Here is a 16,869-nt window from a genome sequence, read left to right on the forward strand (position 1 = left end):
TTACGCCTGGTTATTGGCTTTTGAACGAGAGATTCGCGCCTCGCCGATCAGCCAGTCAAAAAGAAAAATAATCGCCAGCATGACCACGATCAGGATCGAGCCATAGGCAATGGCCACACCATATTCGCCATCTTCAACGCGGTTAAGGATGTAAGCTGTGGCTACGCGAGTATCTGGCGTGACCAGAAATACGATGGCGCTGACAGTCGTGATGGCACGCACAAAGCTGTAAATCAGCGCAGACAGGATCGCCGGGCGCAATAATGGCAACAAAATGTGGGTGATGGTGCGCAGCGACCCGGCTCGCAAGCTGAGTGATGCCTCATCCAGCGATTTGTCGATCTGGCCCAGACCGGCGATCCCGGCACGTATACCGACCGGTACGTTGCGCATCACCATCGAGATGATCACGATCGCTGCCGTACCAGTGAGGTAAACCGGTGCACTGTTAAAGGCAAGAATGTAGGAGACGCCTGCCACTGTTCCTGGCACGGCAAAACACAGCATGGTGGTGAATTCGATGACTTTTTTGCCTTTGAACTGCTGGCGAACCACTACCCACGCAATCAACAGACCAAAAGCAGCGGTAATAGGTGCGGCAATCCCGGCGTAAAGAAGGGTATCCAACAGCGAAGGCCACGCACCGTCACTCATCCCTTGGCCAAAGAGCTTGCTAAAGTTACCCAGCGTCAGGGTGTAATCCACCCCCCAGTTGACGGTAAAACTACCGTAGAAAATGCTGCCGTAAAGCAAGGCATTAAAGGCGATCCATACAGCCAGCAATGCCACGACACTCCACACCAGCGTTACTGGCAGTGGCTGCACATCTCCACGATAGGATTTACCTGAAACGGTGACGTAAGAGCGCTTGCCGATCCACATGTACTGGATGCAGAACACCAGCAACGAGAAGAGCAGCAGGAACGCCCCCAACGTGCTGGCCGCCTGATAATCCAGCTGTGATCCCGTGATATAGAAGTAGATTTGCGTAGCCAATACATCAAAGTTGCCTCCCAGTACCAGGGGATTACTGAAGTCGGCCAGTGACTGCACAATAACTATCAAGAAAGCGTTGGCCAATGCCGGTTTTAGCAGCGGCACGAAGACACCGTTAAAGGTCTGCCAGCGGCTGGCGCGCAAGGTGTAGGAGGCCTCTTCCAAAGAGGGATGGATGGTTTTGATCGCCCCGTCGAGGATCATGAAGGCCATCGGTGTAAACGCCAGCACCTGTGCCAACCAGATACCGGTGAATCCGTACAACCAGTTGGTATTGGTCAGGCCAAACCACTCCACCATCAACTCGGTAATATAGCCAGAGCGCCCCATCATCAGTGTGACCCCCAGCCCCACAACGAAGGGTGGTGTCACAATGGGCAGAATTGAGAAAATACGACCAATAATGGCACTGCGTTGCGCAATACGGGTGGTATAGATCGCCAGCACCAACCCGAAAAAGGTACATCCCACCCCAACAGCAACTGACAACAGTACCGAGTTGATGATGACCTGAATAATATGGGCCTGCGCCAACACATTCATAAACGCCAGCGGTGCGAACTCCCCCGTGTCGCTGGTAAACATCGGCAAAAAGATGGCAATACTGGGCCACACGATAAAAATGGCGATCAACGCGACAATGGTGATGAGTGAACCGATCACAAAGCGGTCACCACCCAACCATTCGAGCCGAGTCAGCGCGAGAGTAATAATGGCCCCCAACGCCAAAAACAACGGGATGACGGCATAACCCAGACCATGCCCTTCGACAGCTGCGCTAATAACCACAAACGCTACGCACAGAATGGCCCACCCCGCATCGAGATAGTGGCGTCGGCGCTGTTCGCGCCCGGCATGGTGAAACGGACGCACAATCAGCAAACTCGGCAGCAAAAACCACAGCCAGCTGATATTGAAATGTGACCAGCCATAAGCATCAAGGATTTCTACGCCGGTGGACTCCAGCAAGCCGTAATCCAGACTCCAGCTTGGCAGCAAGGCAAATGCCAGCCAGCCCACCAAAATCCAAAGGAATACCGCATCCCGCTTTTTGACGGGATGGAAAACGAGTGTCTGTAACATAGGGGTTCCGATGTTGTAGGCCGGGTGGTGACAGTGACTGCCTCCACCCGGAAAAGACTCACGACCGGGTCTCTTATTTACCCATCTTGACGTCGCTGACCCACTTGTTGATCAACGCCTTGCGCACATCCGTCGAACCGAATTTATCCATGTCGTAGCTGATGAGTTTCAGATCGTCGAGCTTCAGCGAATTCGGTGAGGTTTCTGCCGTCGTATTGGTCAGGATCTGATAAGACTTGCCCTTCTGCCACGCCAGCTCCTGGGCCTCTTTTGACAACACCCAGTCGACAAACAGCTTGGCATTATCTGCATTTCTTGCCCCTTTCAGGATGCTTACACCACCGATCTCATAGCCGGTACCTTCACACGGAGAGATCAACTCCAGCGGTGCTCCTTGCTCTTTTTCCAGCGAATAGTCGTGTAAAAAGCCAATGCCGATAGCCGTTTCCCCGCGAGCAGCGTTACGAGCCGGGGCGATACCGGATTTGGTGTACTGAGAGATGTTGCCATTCAGCTGCTTGAGGTAATCAAATGCCTGATCTTCCCCCCACAGCTGCACAAAGGTGGCCAACGCGGTATAGGCGGTCCCGGAGCTTTGTGGGTCAGCAATCTGGATCTCCCCCTGATATTCTGGCTTGACCAGATCTTTCCAACACTTCGGCACCGGCATATTTTTCTCTTTCAGCCGCTGGGTATTGACACCAAAACCCAAAATCCCCACGTAGACTGCCGATGACAGATTGCCCTTCACCTTGGCCGGATCGCGGAATTTCTCCATGATCTGCTCAAGATTGGGCGATTTGTACGGCTGCAACAGTCCCATTTCCCCAGCCTGCGACTGAGGATCCAGCGTACCGCCATACCAGACATCAGCCTGCGGGTTTTTCTTTTCTGCATCGACTTTAGCCAACGTACTACCGGAGCCATTGCGGATAAACGAGGTTTTGACGTCGTACTTGTCACCGAACGCTCTGGTTTCGGCTTCGCACATTTCGTTGGTAGCGCTGCAGTACACCACCAGGCGTCCCTTGGCTTGTGCAGCTCCGCTTAACGTAGCCAGCGCCAGCCCGGAAACAATGATGGAGGAGAGAAGTGTTGTCTTCATTATTCAGCCCTTTTATGACGTTATGTATCTGCGAGAAGTGGTGATGCCCGCCATCAGCAATGGCATCAGTAACAACCCCATCAGCACAGCGGCAATCGAGAGCAAACTGAACATCCCCGACCAGCCGTAGTGTTCAATCACCTGTGACAGCGGCCAGCCAGCCAGCGAGGCCCCCAGATAGGCAAACATGCCGAGAAAACCGGTGATCGAGCCCGCCGCCTGCTTGTGCCCACACTCAACGGCAGCAAGGCCAATCAGCATCTGCGGACCAAAAACAAAAAAACCAACAGAAAAGAAGCACATAGCCAGCAGGGCATAGTGATGGACCGGAGCCAGCCACAGAGCTGCGACCGATACCATCAACCCCAGCGTGAACAGCAAAATCATCGGCGCACGCTGTCCGCTGAACAGCAGGTCAGAGCCCCACCCAGCAAACAGGGCTCCCAACAGTCCACCCGCCTCAAACAACATGACAGTGGCATTGGCGCTCAACAGGTTGATGCCATGACTCTCCGCCAGCCAGATGTTGCCCCAATCGTTTAGCGCGATGCGGATCAGATAGACCAGCACATACGATGCACCAAGCAACCAGATCAGCGGATTTTGCAGTATGGTGGTCCGCAACATCTGCCACAGCCCCATTGATGGGCTCTGCTGCTCCTGACGTAACTCCAGCGGATCATTTCGCCACTCGCCGACCGTCGGTAACCCCTCCTCCTGGGGTGTGCCTCGCAGTTGTACCATCAGCCAGAAACCGAGCACCATGCTGATGATCCCTGGGGTCAGCATGGCTGCCTGCCAGCCCCACCAGTGAGCGGCGACAGCACACATCAGCGGAATCGTTGCACCGCCAATATTGATTGAGGTATTCCAGCAACCCCACCAGAAGCCTCGTTCATTGCGCGAATACCAGTGGGTCAGCAATCTGGCACAGGGTGGCCACCCCCAGCCTTGAAAAAAGCCGTTCAAGGTCCAGATACAGAGCAGCAGCGGAAACGCATCGCAAAAAGTGAACAGCACGTTCAATACACCGGTTGCCAACAATCCGAGGCCCATCAACGCGCGATGTCCATGACGGTCATGCCACAACCCTGCGGCAAATTTCGACAACCCGTAGCTGAGGTAAAACAACGAGCCGATTAACCCGATATCGCTCTTGCTCAGACCCAAATCCATTTGCAGGGTCGGTAACACGTAATTGAGGCTTTTGCGCGTCAGGTAAAAGGCGGCATAGCCAATCACCATATACAGCAGCAGTTGCGGACGCCGCGCTCTATAACGTTGTGAAACCTGTTCGGCTGACAATGCGTGCATCGCGTTCTCCATGTGAGCTGACTTTATGCAAACGCGGATAAAAGGGGATGAGAGAAAGTCTGGAGTGACCAAGATTTTTTCTTGGTTAATGATGAGTCTGTTGTAAATCTGTGGGCAGGTTAACAATTACGCGAGTGCCCACCTGTGACTCCAGAGTTAACTCGCCTCCCAGCGCAGAGACCCGCTCACGCATCCCCTGAATCCCGAAACCCTGAATCTGCTGAGAACTGATACCCCGGCCATTATCGCGGACTTCAAGGTGCAGCCGGTTGTTCCGCTGGCACAACAGGATACCGACCTCACTGGCACCGGCATGCTTGCTGACGTTATTGAGCAGCTCCTGTAACAGACGATACAGGGTGAAGATCAGCGTCTCGCTGCCAGGCTGCGCTTGCAACTGATAGTCAAAACGGCAAGCAATGCCGCGCTCAGCAAAGGCGAACTCGTTCACCAGATGGCGCAATGCCTCTTGTAACGACAGTTCATCCAGTACGGGAGGGCGAAGCTGACGCAGCAACTGGCGGGTTGAGTGGTGAATGCGACGAGCCAATTCGTTGATCTGTCCGGCAGCCTCAACCGCCAGCGGCGTATCACCAGCCCGCTTGACGAGCTGGGACTGGATTTGAATTGCAGTAATGTTCTGGCCGATTTCGTCGTGCAGTTCACGGGCCAGCTTTTTGCGGGTATTTTCCTCGGTATGGATCAGTTTTTCCGTCAGCTCTCGCCGCGCCTGCAGTTCCATCTCCAACCGATGTCGATAGCGCTCAAGATTCATCGCCAGATGCTGCTGACGGCTGATGGCAATCCCGAGTCCGATCCCCAGCAGGGATTGGGTAGCGAGGAAGATTTCCATCTCCATCAAATCGTTAAAGCCCCCCCCGACCTGGCGGGCAATGGTGATCATCATGCTGCCCAGTAATCCTGACAGCACCCCACCCCGCCAGCCAAATTTCCACGCCATCACCACATTGGGTAAAAAAACCAGGATCAGCAACAATCGTTCAAGCGCTGGTGAGAGCACCATCTGGATGCTTATGGCGATGATAAAAAACAGACTGCACCAGATGACTTGCGGAGTACGCAGCGGCGGATTGCTGATCTCCAACCCCAAGAGGTGGGAACGATGTTGTTGGCGCAAAAACTCAAATACCAGATAGACAAATGGCGCAAGCAACACCCCTCCGGTAAAAGAGGCCAACAGCAACAATATGGCGGGACTGGCCAGAAATGGCGACAGGAGCAGGGTTTGCAACAACGCGTTGACCGTCACCGCAACAATCAGCATCGACAAACGTTGCCAATAGAGTGGAAAGCGATGCCAGTAACACTGCGTCAACCAGGCACTGCACACCCCGATCAACGGCACCGCCAGCATCGCATAGCGGGTAAGCAGTTGTTCGCTGTGAAGCCATAGAATCGCGGCCAGTACGGAAAAAATAAGCGCAGGCCAGTAGCGACGAGCCAATAAAATCAACAGCGCCAGATAGACGCCCTGCGGCAAAAACAGCACCGCCTGCTGACCATTGTGAGTGAGATAAAAACTGAGCGTCCACAACATCAGCCAACCAGAACCCCAGGCCAGCATAATAAACAGCGAGAGAACCCGTTGCCGAACGCTGCGACGCATCAATGGCCCGCTAACAGTTGATTATCAAGGGCAAAATGGACCAGCTCGATAGTGCTGCCGCACTGCAGTTTTCCCAGCACGTTAGCGCGATGGCCATGAACCGTTTTATGGCTGACATCGAGCTTGAAGGCGATCTCTTTTACGCTGTCACCCTTGACCAACAGCTCAAACACCTCGCGCTCACGCGGGGTGAGCTCACTGAGAACGGTTGGACCCGGTTCACCACCACGCAGTGCTTTTACCGCGTCGGCGCAAAGATAGTGCCCCCCCGTACCGACAGAACGCACCGCCTGCACCAGCTCTTCCGGGCCACATCGCTTAGTCAGATAACCACTGGCTCCGGCATCAAGGGCACTTTGTACAAATGCTGGCGTGTCGTAAATGCTCAAGACAATGGCACGAAATCCCGGACGCTGCTGCCGCAGACGCTTTAGCAGACTCAGCCCACTTTCATCTGGCATCGCGATGTCCAGCACCGCCACATCGACATCCTCGCCCAATAACGTCTGCCACGCTTGCCCGGCACTACTGAACTGGCCAGTGACACGAAGATCCTCCTCCAGCCCCAGAAGCTGGGCGAATCCCGAACGCACGACAACGTGATCATCCACTAACACGACGCGAATCATCGTGTATCACTCCGCTAGAAACATCTCGTCATGATGCCACCCTTGCCATATCTGACAATCGCCATGTGGGCAATCTGGAACCTACGAAACAAAAATACCCAGATATATTGCCCATAGCGCTGAAACGAGCAGGTCAGAACTGACTCACCCCTGCCGCTCGTGGTAGCGGCGGGCCAGCACGGCGCAGACCATCAGCTGGATCTGGTGGAAGATCATCAGCGGCAGCACCATGACGCCGACGCTGGCGGCGGGGAACATGACGTTGGCCATCGGCACTCCGTTGGCGAGGCTCTTCTTGGAGCCGCAGAAGACGATGGTGATCTCGTCCGCCTTGTCGAAGCCGAGCCGACGGCTGATCAGGGTGTTCCAGCAAAGCACCAGCGCCAGCAAGACGCAGCTCAACAGCACAATACTGGCCAGATCGTACCAACCTACTTGATGCCAAATCCCCTGCACCACCGCCTCGCTGAAGGCGACATAGACCACCAGCAGGATGGAGCTCTGATCCAGCTTGCCGATCATCGGGCGATGGCTATCGACCCAGCGACCGATCAGCGGACGCGACAGGTGGCCGACCACGAACGGCAGCATCAGCTGCATCATGATGGACTGGATAGATTGCCAGGTGTCGATCCCCTCCCCCTGCACGTGGATCATCATCCCCACCAGCACCGGCGAGAGGAAGATGCCGAGGATGCTGGAGGCCGAGGCGCTGCACACCGCCGCCGACACATTGCCCCCCGCCATGGAGGTGAAGGCGATGGCCGACTGCACGGTGGCCGGCAGAGCGCAGAGATAGAGGAAGCCGAGGTAGATGGCCGGGCTCAGCCAGCCCGGTACCAGCGGGGTGAGCAGTAGCCCGAGCAGCGGAAAGAGCACGAAAGTGCTGAGCATCACCACCAGATGAAGCCGCCAGTGGCCGAGGCCCGCCAGCAGGTTCTGGCGCGACAGCTTGGCGCCATGCATGAAGAAGAGCAGTGCCACCGCCAGCTTGGTCAGCAGACCAAACCAGACGGCCACCTGCCCCTCGCAGGGAAAGAAGGAGGCCAACGCGACCACCGCGATCAGCACAGAAGTAAAGGGATCCAGACGCACGGGCAATCTCCATCAGACGAACATCCTGTCTCCGTGGCGGAAGTCAGGATCGGGGAAGGCAAGAAATACAGCAGGAGGTGTCTGGCACCGCCTGTTGAGACGAACCTCCAGCTTACCCCGATAACGGAGAGGCGCAAAGTTGAGCAGTGATGAATTGTTCATCAATGCTTAACGCTTGCGGCAAGTCGATTAACAGAAGTTGACACCAAAACAGGTCATCTGACGTCAACAAGGCAAAAAAACGGGCGACCCAGGCCGCCCGTCTCGCGTTGATGGTCAGCCGATCAGCTCTGGCTGGCCAGTTTGCCGTTGCCGGTTTTCTTGTCACTGCCACCGGCTTTGCGGGCCTGGCGCTTCTCGAAGCGGGAGATCCACCAGTAGGCCAGCGCCGAGAAAACCGCGGTCATAAAGACGTTGATGAAAAAGGCGCGCACCAGATCCACCCCGCTCGGGAAGGCGGAGGCGCTCATGCTCACCACGAAGATGGTGATCAGCACCGATACCACTGCCATGCCGAATTTGCGCGATCCCATGCGGAAGTCGCGGGGGGTGTCGTCATGTTTCCAGCGGAACACGAAGTAGGCCACCATGATGAAGATCGGCGGCAGCATGGCGGTACCAGCGGTGAGGTTGATGGCGGTGTTCATCATCTGCTGCACCGACTCGGAACCAAACCCGTTGACCACCAGCATCACGAACACGAAGACAAACTGCCACCAGGCGGCGCGCACCGGCACCCCGTGCTTGTTGAGACGGGTGGTTTTCTCGCCGTAGACACCCTGCGGGATCTCGGAGAAGTGGATCTTCACCGGCGCCGAGGTCCACATCATCATGGAGCCGAACATGGCGATGAACAGCACGATACCGACCGCGCGACCCACCAGGGTCTCGGAAAGCCCGAAGTACTGGGCCATGCCGGTGAAGATCTCTACCATGCCACCGGCATAGGTGAGGCTCTCGCGCGGTACGAACACGTTCACCAGCAGGGAACCCAGCGCATACATGGCACCGATGACGATACCGGCGGTGATGATCACCTTGATAAAGGACTTCTGACCGCCCTTCACATCATTGAGATAAGCCGCAGCGGTTTCGGCACCGCCCGCGGCCTGGAAGATCCAGCACATGATGCCGAGGGTCGCCCAGTTGACGGTGGGGGTCATCGCCTCCAGCGTGATGGGCTGGGCCGCCACATGGTCACCGCCGAGGGCCATCAGGGCACCCAGCACGTAGATGGCGAACAGGGCAAACACGCCGTAGGCCACCAGCTCGGCAATCTTGCCAAGCCAGGTCGCCCCCTTGGTGGAGATATGGGTTGCCGCAGCAAACAGCACGATGGAGATGATCGAGGTGACGGTCGGCGAGAAGCTGTACTCATAGCCCAGCATGGCGTAGGAGGCGTAGGCGATGACGTTGGGCAGCAGGGAGACGAACCAGAACAGGTTCACAAACCAGTAGAGGAAAGAGCCCAGATAGGCCATCCGGGTGCCGAGCGGCTTTTTCAGCCAGTCGTACATCCCCGACTCGGAATCTTTGTTGGCCGAAACGAACTCGGCAATGATGAAGACGAATGGCACAAAGTAGACGAGCGTAGCCAGCAGGAAGATGGGGGCGGAACTGAGCCCCAGCTCGATGTTGTTATTGACGATATTGCGCACGTTGAACACGGCGGCAAAGGTCATCGACAACAAGGCAAATTTGCCGATGGTGCCGCGTACTGATTCAGACATGATGTCCTCCGGTGGATTCACGCCCCTTCGCACGGGGACGCTATGACTCTGAATGTGTTCGGCGCCAGCCTGCTGGCCGCGCCATTTACTCTCTTGTTATGGTCAAACTGGCCGCTCGTGGCGGCCTTTCAGGCAAACCGGCGCACACTGGCTGCGCCAGTCTTCAATTCGTGATTCAGACGATCGGAGTACCCGGCGCCATCGGCACCCGGGGCTGCAGCAGCACGCTCTGGCTCTCGTCCGGGGTCTCGGCGCAGAGCAACATGCATTCGGATCGCTCGCCGCGCATCTTGGTCGGCTTGAGGTTGGTCAGCACCACCACCTCGCTGCCCATCAGCTCCTCTTCGCTGTAGTAGGGCACCAGACTGGTGACGGTCTGCAGTGGCCGCTCGCCACCCACATCGATCTGGACGATATAGAGTTTGTCGGCCCCGGGGTGACGCACCACCTCCAGCACCTTGCCCACCTTCATCTCGACCCGTTTGAATTCGGCAAACTCGATCGTCTCGCTCATTCCTTTCTCCTTGTGTTCGGTTCTGGTGCTCAATGGAGCAACGGGTAACGGGTGGCCGCAGCCACCCGGTTGATCTCTCTTGGCCACGCGGGCCGGTTTCGTCAGGATGCCCGGACGGAAATCTGGCTGGTCGGCTGGGCCTCTTTCACCCGCGCGTCAGCACTCAGGGAGGCTTCGTAGCGGTTGTACTTCCACCAGGCGAAGCCGAGGAAAATCACGATCCCGCCGACGTTGTAGAAGACGATGGTCATGATGTCGGCGCCGGTCGGGAAGGTGGAGGCGAGGAAGCCCACCGAGAAGATGGCGATCAGCACCGAGACCACGGCGATGCCGGTGGTGCGCGAACCCATCTTGAACTCCCGCGGCAGGTGGTCGAGCTTCAGGCGCAGATTGAGGTAGGCCAGCATGATGAACAGCGGTGGCAGCATGGAGGCGGCAGCGGTCATGTTGATGACGGTGTTCATCAGATCCTGCGCGGTGTTGGAACCCAGAGTCGGGATCACCATCAGCGGCAGTACGATGAGGTACTGGATCCAGGCTGCGCGGGCGGGCACGCCGTTCTCGTTCAGCTCGACCGTCTTCTTGCCGAAGATGCCAGCCGGGATCTCGGAGAAGAAGATCTTCACCGGGGTGGCGGTCCACATCAGCAGGGAGCCGAACATGGCGGTGAAGGAGACCAGCCCCACGAAGCGGTTCATCAGGATCTCCGGCAAGCCGAAGTAGGCCGCCAGCCCTTCAAACACCTGCACCGAGCCGCCAGTATATTTCAGGGTGCCGCTTGGCACGAATACGTTGATCAAAAGCGACGCGATGGAGTAGAGCACGCCGATAAAGATCCCGGCGATGATGATCACCTTGACGAAGGATTTGGAGCCCCCCTTCACGTCATTGACGTAGACCGCCACCGACTCGGCGCCACCGGCCGCCATAAAGATCCAGGTGGTGATGCCCAAGAAGGCCCAGCTGAAATCGGGGATCATCGCCTCTACCGTGATGGGGTCGGCTGGCTGTACGCCGCCCACCAGTGCCGCACCTGCCAGCAGGATGTAGGAGAGGGTCAGCAGCAGCATCAGGGACGAGGTCACCGAGGTGATGGGGCCCAGCAGCTTGGCACCGTTGGTGGAGACATAGGTGGCAAAGGCAAACAGCACCATGCTCAAGGCCGTGGTCGCCACCGGGGTGAGAATGTACTCGTAGCCGAGGAAGGCATAGGAGGCGTAGGCGATGACCCGCGGCAGCAGCGAGGTGAAGAAGAAGAGGTTCACGAACCAGTAGGTGTAGGCGGAGATAAAGGCCCAACGACCGCCGAGGGAGCTCTTCACCCAGGCATAGACACCCGCTTCGGAGTTTTTGTTCAGTGACACAAATTCCGCAATGATCAGACAGAACGGAATGAAGTAAAAAATGGTGGCCAGAAAGAACATCGGGGCTGAGGCCAGACCGATCTCGATGTTGTTGTTGATGACGTTGTTGAAGCTGAATACCGCCGCGAAGGTGAGCGACAGCAGACCAAACTTGCCTATCGTATTGCGTTTGGAATCAGACATGGTGCATCTCCAGACCTGTAGTTATTTCAGCGAAAGAGCGGGGCATGGTTTGTAGGGTGTGCCCCGCCCTTCCGGCTTTTATCAGTGCAGAACCAGCGGCTTATTATTTGTTCTTGAAGTAGCCGCCTTCGACGGTGACCTTGATGATCAGCTTGCGCACCGGCCCGTCGCCAACGAACCGGTAAGCCTCGTCGTTCTCGAAGATCACCACCTGACCGTTGCCGACTTTCTGGCGCTCGCGCACCTCACCAGCCAGCCACTCGCGGTCGGTGGTGTCGTCATAGGCCTGCTCGACTCCCAGTTCTCTCTTGGCAGCCCACTCCACCGTCTCTGTCCCTTCCAGGTAGTAGTGAACGTCGAAGTAGCGGCGCTGCCCCTCGAACAGGGAGGTGGCCGGGCTGGCCCCCTCCTGCAAGCGGTAGGTGAGGGAGTCACCGATGGAGTGGCAGATGCCGGGCTTGAGGTTGACCAGGTTGTTGATGGCCTCCACGCAGCGGCCCCACTTCTTGCCCTCCCGGTAGATGTTTTTGAACAGGGTCAGGTTGTCCAGGGTGATCATGCGAGGTTCCTCCCGCCGTTGATGGTGAGATCGAGCCCGGCCAGCGCAGCCGGATTGAGGTTGCCGCGAGCGATGGGCAGCAGGGTCAGGCCGAAGCTGAACGGCTCGAAGCGCACCCGCCAGGAGTCCAGCACCTCGGAGCCCCAGGAGTTGGAGCCGAGCCCCAGCACCTTGTGATCCAGATTGAGGGTGAGATAACCGCTCGGCTGCAGCTCGTTGATGTGCTGCGCCGCGTGGATATGCTCCCAGCTGTAGGGCCAGACGCTCAGGTTGATGGGGGTATCGGGCCGCACGTAGAGACCGGCGCCGTGACGGTTGGTCAGGGTCGCCCATCGCACCTGCTGGCGGTTGCCGTTGTCCTGCGGGAAGGGGTAGTGCTCCCACATCTCGCCGACTGTGCTCTGGAAGCTGTCGATCCAGTTGCTCTGGCGGCTGTCCTGATAGTTCTCGCCCGGGCCCATGCCGTAGTAGTGCACCCGGTCGAGATCCTGACGAATGCCCAGCTCGAAGCCGATCTTGGGGATGATGTCGTCATAACCGCCGTAGGGTTGACCGGACAGTGCCACATGCAGCTGGCCGTTCGGGCTCAGGGTGTAGACGTAGCGACAGCGCATGCCGAAGTCGAACACCGGCGGCGCGATCAGACTCTCGACCGTCACCTCGACCGCCTCGCCCAGCTGACGCCAGCTCAGGGTGCGGAAGTGCTCCTGCATGATCTGCAGGTGGTTCGGGTGCCACAGGCTCTCGTACTCCTGCTTGTGGTTGTCGATCATCGGCTTGAAGAAGGTGAGGCGCGGCGAGCGCTCGATGAGCTCGATACCGTCCTGCTGCCAGCTCACCAGCTTGCCGTCGAGGCGCGAGAAGCGCAGGGCAAAGCCGCTGCCGCTCAAGGTCAGCGCGAGCCGCTCATCGGCAATCTGCAACGCAGTGGCGTTGGGATTGGCAAAGGGCTGCAGCTGGCGAGTCGATGCCTTCAGCTGGAACTGGTACTGGCCCAGCTCGTGCTCCGCCGCGCTGTAGCGGGTGGCGGTGGCCTTGATGACCCGCAGCTGGACGAAGGTTTCCCGCCCATCTAAAGAGGGCAGCTCGAGTTGCAGCTCTGTGGTGGCACCGGGAGCAACCCCTTCCAGCCGGATTTGCTGGCTGGCCAGCAGCTCGCCCTCGGCCTTCACTTCGACCAGCAGGCGGATGTCGTTGAGATTGGAGAACCAGTAGCGGTTTTCCAGCTCAAGCCGACCGCTCGCCAGATCCAGCGCGCACACCTTGACCGGGCAGATCACCTGCTTGTATTCACGCAGGCCCGGCCCAGGGGTTTGATCCGGATAGATGAGGCCATCCATGCAGAAGTTGTAGTTGTTGGGGTAGTCGCCGTAGTCGCCGCCGTATTTGTAAACGGCGCGCCCCTGCTCGTCCTGATCCAGAATGCCGTGATCGCACCACTCCCAGATGTAGTGGCCCTGAATGTGGGGATGGCGGTCGAACACCTGCTGGTATTCGCTCAGGCCACCCGGGCCGTTGCCCATGGCGTGGGCGTATTCGCAGATAATGCGCGGCTTCTCCATCGGGAACTCGCCGAAGCAGTTCATCTGGGAGACGCGGGAATACATGGTGCTCACCACATCCACCACCTCGGCGTCGCGATCCTCTTCGTAGTGCACCAGCCGGGTCGGGTCGATCGCCTTGCAGCGCTGGTACATGGCTCTGATGTTGCAGCCGTAGCCGGACTCGTTGCCGAGCGACCAGATGATGATGGAGGGGTGGTTCTTCTGGGCGTGCACGTGGCGCTCGATGCGATCCACGAACACCGGCTCCCAGCAGGGGTCGTCAGTGATGCGGCTGAGATCGCCTACGTTGGCAAAACCGTGGGTCTCCACGTCGGTCTCAGCCATCACGAACAGACCGTACTGGTCGCACAGCTCGTAGAAGCGCGGATCGTTCGGGTAGTGGGCGGTGCGTACCGAGTTGAGGTTGTGCTGCTTCATCAGCACGATATCGCGTTCAACACGGTCCATACCGACCGCGCGGCTCTTGAGGTGATCATTGTCGTGACGGTTCACCCCGTGCAACTTGAGGTAGTGGCCGTTGACGTAGAAGAGACCATCCTTGACCTTGATTTCACGCACCCCGACCCGCTGCGGGATCACTTCCAGCAGCTCGCCCTGACCGTTGTAGAGGGAGAGTTGCAGCTGATAGAGGTAAGGGTCTTCGGCGCTCCACAGATGGGGGTTGGCCAGATCCAGCGTGAAGCGGCAATCACACTTGCCGTCGATGGCGAGATGGTCGAGCGAGCCGCTGGCGATCTCGCTGCCCTGATCCAGCAGCGACCAGACCAGACGGTGATCACGGGCGGGCGCCCCCAGATTTTCCAGCTGGATATCGCAGCTCAGGGTAGCGCTTTGATTGTCATCGGCCAGCGCGGTGCGGATGAAGAAGTCCTGCACATGGGCGGCCGGTTTGCCCACCAGATAGACGTCGCGGAAGATCCCCGCCATCCACCACATATCCTGATCTTCGATGTAAGTGGAGTCCGCCCACTGCATCACTCGCACTGACAGCAGGTTCTCGCCAACCTTGGCGTAGGCGCTGATATCGAACTCGGCGGTGAGGCGGCTGCCCTTGCTGAAGCCGACATAGTGGCCGTTCACATAGACCTCGAAGTAGGTCTCCACTCCGTCAAACTTGATGATCACCTGCTCGCCGTCCCAGGCCGGGCTCAGCGTGAAGCTGCGCTGATAGGCGCCGGTGGGGTTGTTGGTCGGCACGAAGGGCACGTCGATGGGGAAGGGAAAACCTTCGTCGGTGTACTGCAGCTGGCCATGCCCTTCCATCTGCCACATGTTGGGCACAGTGATCTGGCCCCAGTCGCTCATGGGGCTGTGATAGAAGGCCTCCGGCACCTGCAGGGGGTGGTCGAAGTAGTGGAACTGCCACTCACCGCTAAGGCCCAGAAAACGGCGGCTCAGCTCGCGCTGCATGGTGGCCGCCAGCGCGTGGTCGGCATAAGAGAAGAAGTAGGCACGCGGAGCCAGCCTGTTTTCACCAACGAATTGGACGTTTTCCCAGTTATTCACATGTCCTCCCGGAACAAGGCAACTTTGACTGGGTAAACTTTAGATAAACATTTACTAAATATCAGCGAATGATCGGTAAAGTTTTAACCGGATCACATCCAGCAACTCACTTTGTGAGCCACCTCATATTGCTGGCTTAAATCACACCAATAAGCACAAACATGGCACAACTATTGATAACAAAACCAATAGCCAACTTGTAATCCGTTGATTTTTAATACATTTATTTAATTGGCAGAGGGGGATATAGGTGGGATAGGCCACATCATGAGTGTACGCTGTAGCCTATGTGATGGAGATTTTTAGTAAAACTAACGGGTGGTGCCACGCAGAGTCAGGCGACTCGGCACCAGTACCCGCAACGGAATATCGCGCTCGTCACGCAGCCGTTCGACCAGCAAATTGACCCCTTGGGAGCCCATCAACTCGGAGTGGATCCGCACCGTGGAGAGCGGCGGGAAGGTGAACTTGGCGGTCGGAATATCGTTAACGCTGATCAGCTCAATCTGCTGGGGAATCGCCAAACCCTTCTCGTGAATAGCCCGCAGCACGCCAATGGCGATGGAGTCGGAGGCGACGAACAGCGCCCTGGGCCAGTCTCCCGCCAGCATCTCTTTGGCCAAGCGGTAGCCGGAGGCGCTGGAGAAATCCCCGCGATAGAGGTCACTCTCCTGCACGACACCGAGTCGCTGGCCATAATCTTTGAAGGCCAGCTCACGCAGATCCGGATTCTCATCCTGGCCGCCGATATAGCCGATGCGCTGGTGCCCCTGAGCGATAAAGTAATCCACCACTTGCTGGCTGATCAGGGCGAGATCCACGTCGACCGAATCAAACTCCTCCATGGCCCGGGAATCGACAAAGACCAGCATGCTGGAGCAGGTTCGCAGCTGTGCCAGACGCTCAGCCGAGAGACTTCCCACCACCAGGATACCGTCCACGGCACTCAGCTCACGCCCTTCACCACAGTTGTAGAGGTGGGTCAGTTCGATATTGAGGCGAGCGCTCTGGGTCTCGATGCCATAACGGATGGCGAGATAGTAAGGGTCGTTGACCTCGGTACTCTGCGGGTAGGAGTAGACCACCAGAAAGTGCAGCTTGCTCTTGTGAACCCCCTTGCGGGCGCTGCTGGTCTTGTACTCCAGCCGTTCGGCAATCTCGAAGATCCGCTGCTTGGTCTCTTCCTTGACGCTCAGGCTGGGATCCTCGTTAAGCACCCGGGATACCGTGGCGAGCGAAACCCCCGCCTCCTGTGCAATTTCCTTCAACGTAGCCATCAATACCTCTCTGGCAGCATCACGTGTTAATCGGTAACGGCTAAAGAGTAACGGGCAATCCCTTGATAGCCCAGCACTTTTACTAAAATGCCGGCGGCATGGCAGATTTTTGGAACGCAGAAATGCAAAAAGGCCTCCCGAATGGGAGGCCTCTTCTAAATAGGTGCCTGACAGTGTCCTACTCTCGCATGGCGAATGCCACACTACCATCGGCGCTACCGCGTTTCACTTCTGAGTTCGGCATGGGATCAGGTGGTTCCACGGCGCTATTGCCGTCAGGCAAAAGCTTTACTACTTCAATAATGGTGCTGATACCCAGAGT

At 57.5% G+C, this 16,869-nt stretch carries 12 protein-coding genes and 1 rRNA gene; all 13 read right to left on the bottom strand.

All coding sequences use genetic code 11. The annotated features are described in order from the left end of the window. Window positions 1–2,079: an ABC transporter permease gene (locus ACE1BR_RS18420; RefSeq protein ID WP_374872846.1), complete on the bottom strand. Its 2,079-nt coding sequence runs from the start codon at window positions 2,077–2,079 to the stop codon at window positions 1–3. A gap of 73 nt (window positions 2,080–2,152) precedes the next feature. Further along, window positions 2,153–3,184, bottom strand: coding sequence for an ABC transporter substrate-binding protein (locus ACE1BR_RS18425; RefSeq protein ID WP_374872848.1), 1,032 nt, complete (start codon window positions 3,182–3,184; stop codon window positions 2,153–2,155). Between the two features lie 12 nt (window positions 3,185–3,196). Continuing rightward, complete coding sequence (uhpC, locus tag ACE1BR_RS18430) at window positions 3,197–4,498, bottom strand: MFS transporter family glucose-6-phosphate receptor UhpC (RefSeq protein WP_374872850.1); 1,302 nt, start codon at window positions 4,496–4,498, stop codon at window positions 3,197–3,199. Window positions 4,499–4,583: 85 nt separating this feature from the next. Then, complete coding sequence (locus ACE1BR_RS18435) at window positions 4,584–6,125, bottom strand: MASE1 domain-containing protein (protein ID WP_374872852.1); 1,542 nt, start codon at window positions 6,123–6,125, stop codon at window positions 4,584–4,586. Beyond that, window positions 6,125–6,754, bottom strand: coding sequence for a response regulator (locus ACE1BR_RS18440; protein WP_374872854.1), 630 nt, complete (start codon window positions 6,752–6,754; stop codon window positions 6,125–6,127). Before ACE1BR_RS18440 ends, ACE1BR_RS18435 begins: the two co-directional genes overlap by 1 nt. A 144-nt stretch (window positions 6,755–6,898) precedes the next feature. Next, the gene (locus ACE1BR_RS18445; RefSeq protein WP_374872856.1) at window positions 6,899–7,849 is read right to left on the bottom strand and encodes a bile acid:sodium symporter family protein; all 951 of its coding nucleotides are present in this window, start codon (window positions 7,847–7,849) and stop codon (window positions 6,899–6,901) included. 284 nt (window positions 7,850–8,133) lie between these two features. Further along, window positions 8,134–9,579 (bottom strand): amino acid permease, encoded by a 1,446-nt coding sequence (locus ACE1BR_RS18450; RefSeq protein ID WP_374872858.1) that lies wholly within the window; start codon window positions 9,577–9,579, stop codon window positions 8,134–8,136. A 175-nt stretch (window positions 9,580–9,754) separates the two neighbouring features. After that, window positions 9,755–10,093 (bottom strand): tRNA-binding protein, encoded by a 339-nt coding sequence (locus tag ACE1BR_RS18455; protein WP_005342042.1) that lies wholly within the window; start codon window positions 10,091–10,093, stop codon window positions 9,755–9,757. A gap of 101 nt (window positions 10,094–10,194) precedes the next feature. Further along, on the bottom strand, window positions 10,195–11,640 hold the full coding sequence (locus ACE1BR_RS18460) for an amino acid permease (RefSeq protein WP_374872860.1): 1,446 nt from the start codon (window positions 11,638–11,640) through the stop codon (window positions 10,195–10,197). A gap of 103 nt (window positions 11,641–11,743) precedes the next feature. Beyond that, a complete protein-coding gene (locus ACE1BR_RS18465; protein ID WP_374872862.1) occupies window positions 11,744–12,199 on the bottom strand; it encodes a beta-galactosidase subunit beta in 456 nt (151 codons plus the stop codon). Continuing rightward, window positions 12,196–15,270, bottom strand: coding sequence for a beta-galactosidase subunit alpha (ebgA, locus tag ACE1BR_RS18470; protein WP_374872864.1), 3,075 nt, complete (start codon window positions 15,268–15,270; stop codon window positions 12,196–12,198). The genes ACE1BR_RS18465 and ebgA overlap by 4 nt, the downstream gene beginning before the upstream one ends. 311 nt (window positions 15,271–15,581) lie before the next feature. Beyond that, on the bottom strand, window positions 15,582–16,547 hold the full coding sequence (ebgR, locus tag ACE1BR_RS18475; RefSeq protein ID WP_374872866.1) for a transcriptional regulator EbgR: 966 nt from the start codon (window positions 16,545–16,547) through the stop codon (window positions 15,582–15,584). A gap of 165 nt (window positions 16,548–16,712) precedes the next feature. Next, window positions 16,713–16,827 (bottom strand): 5S ribosomal RNA (gene rrf / locus ACE1BR_RS18480). Window positions 16,828–16,869: the final 42 nt, after the last annotated feature.

Origin of the sequence: Aeromonas sp. MdU4 (genome assembly GCF_041929505.1) — a bacterium.
Lineage (GTDB): Bacteria > Pseudomonadota > Gammaproteobacteria > Enterobacterales > Aeromonadaceae > Aeromonas.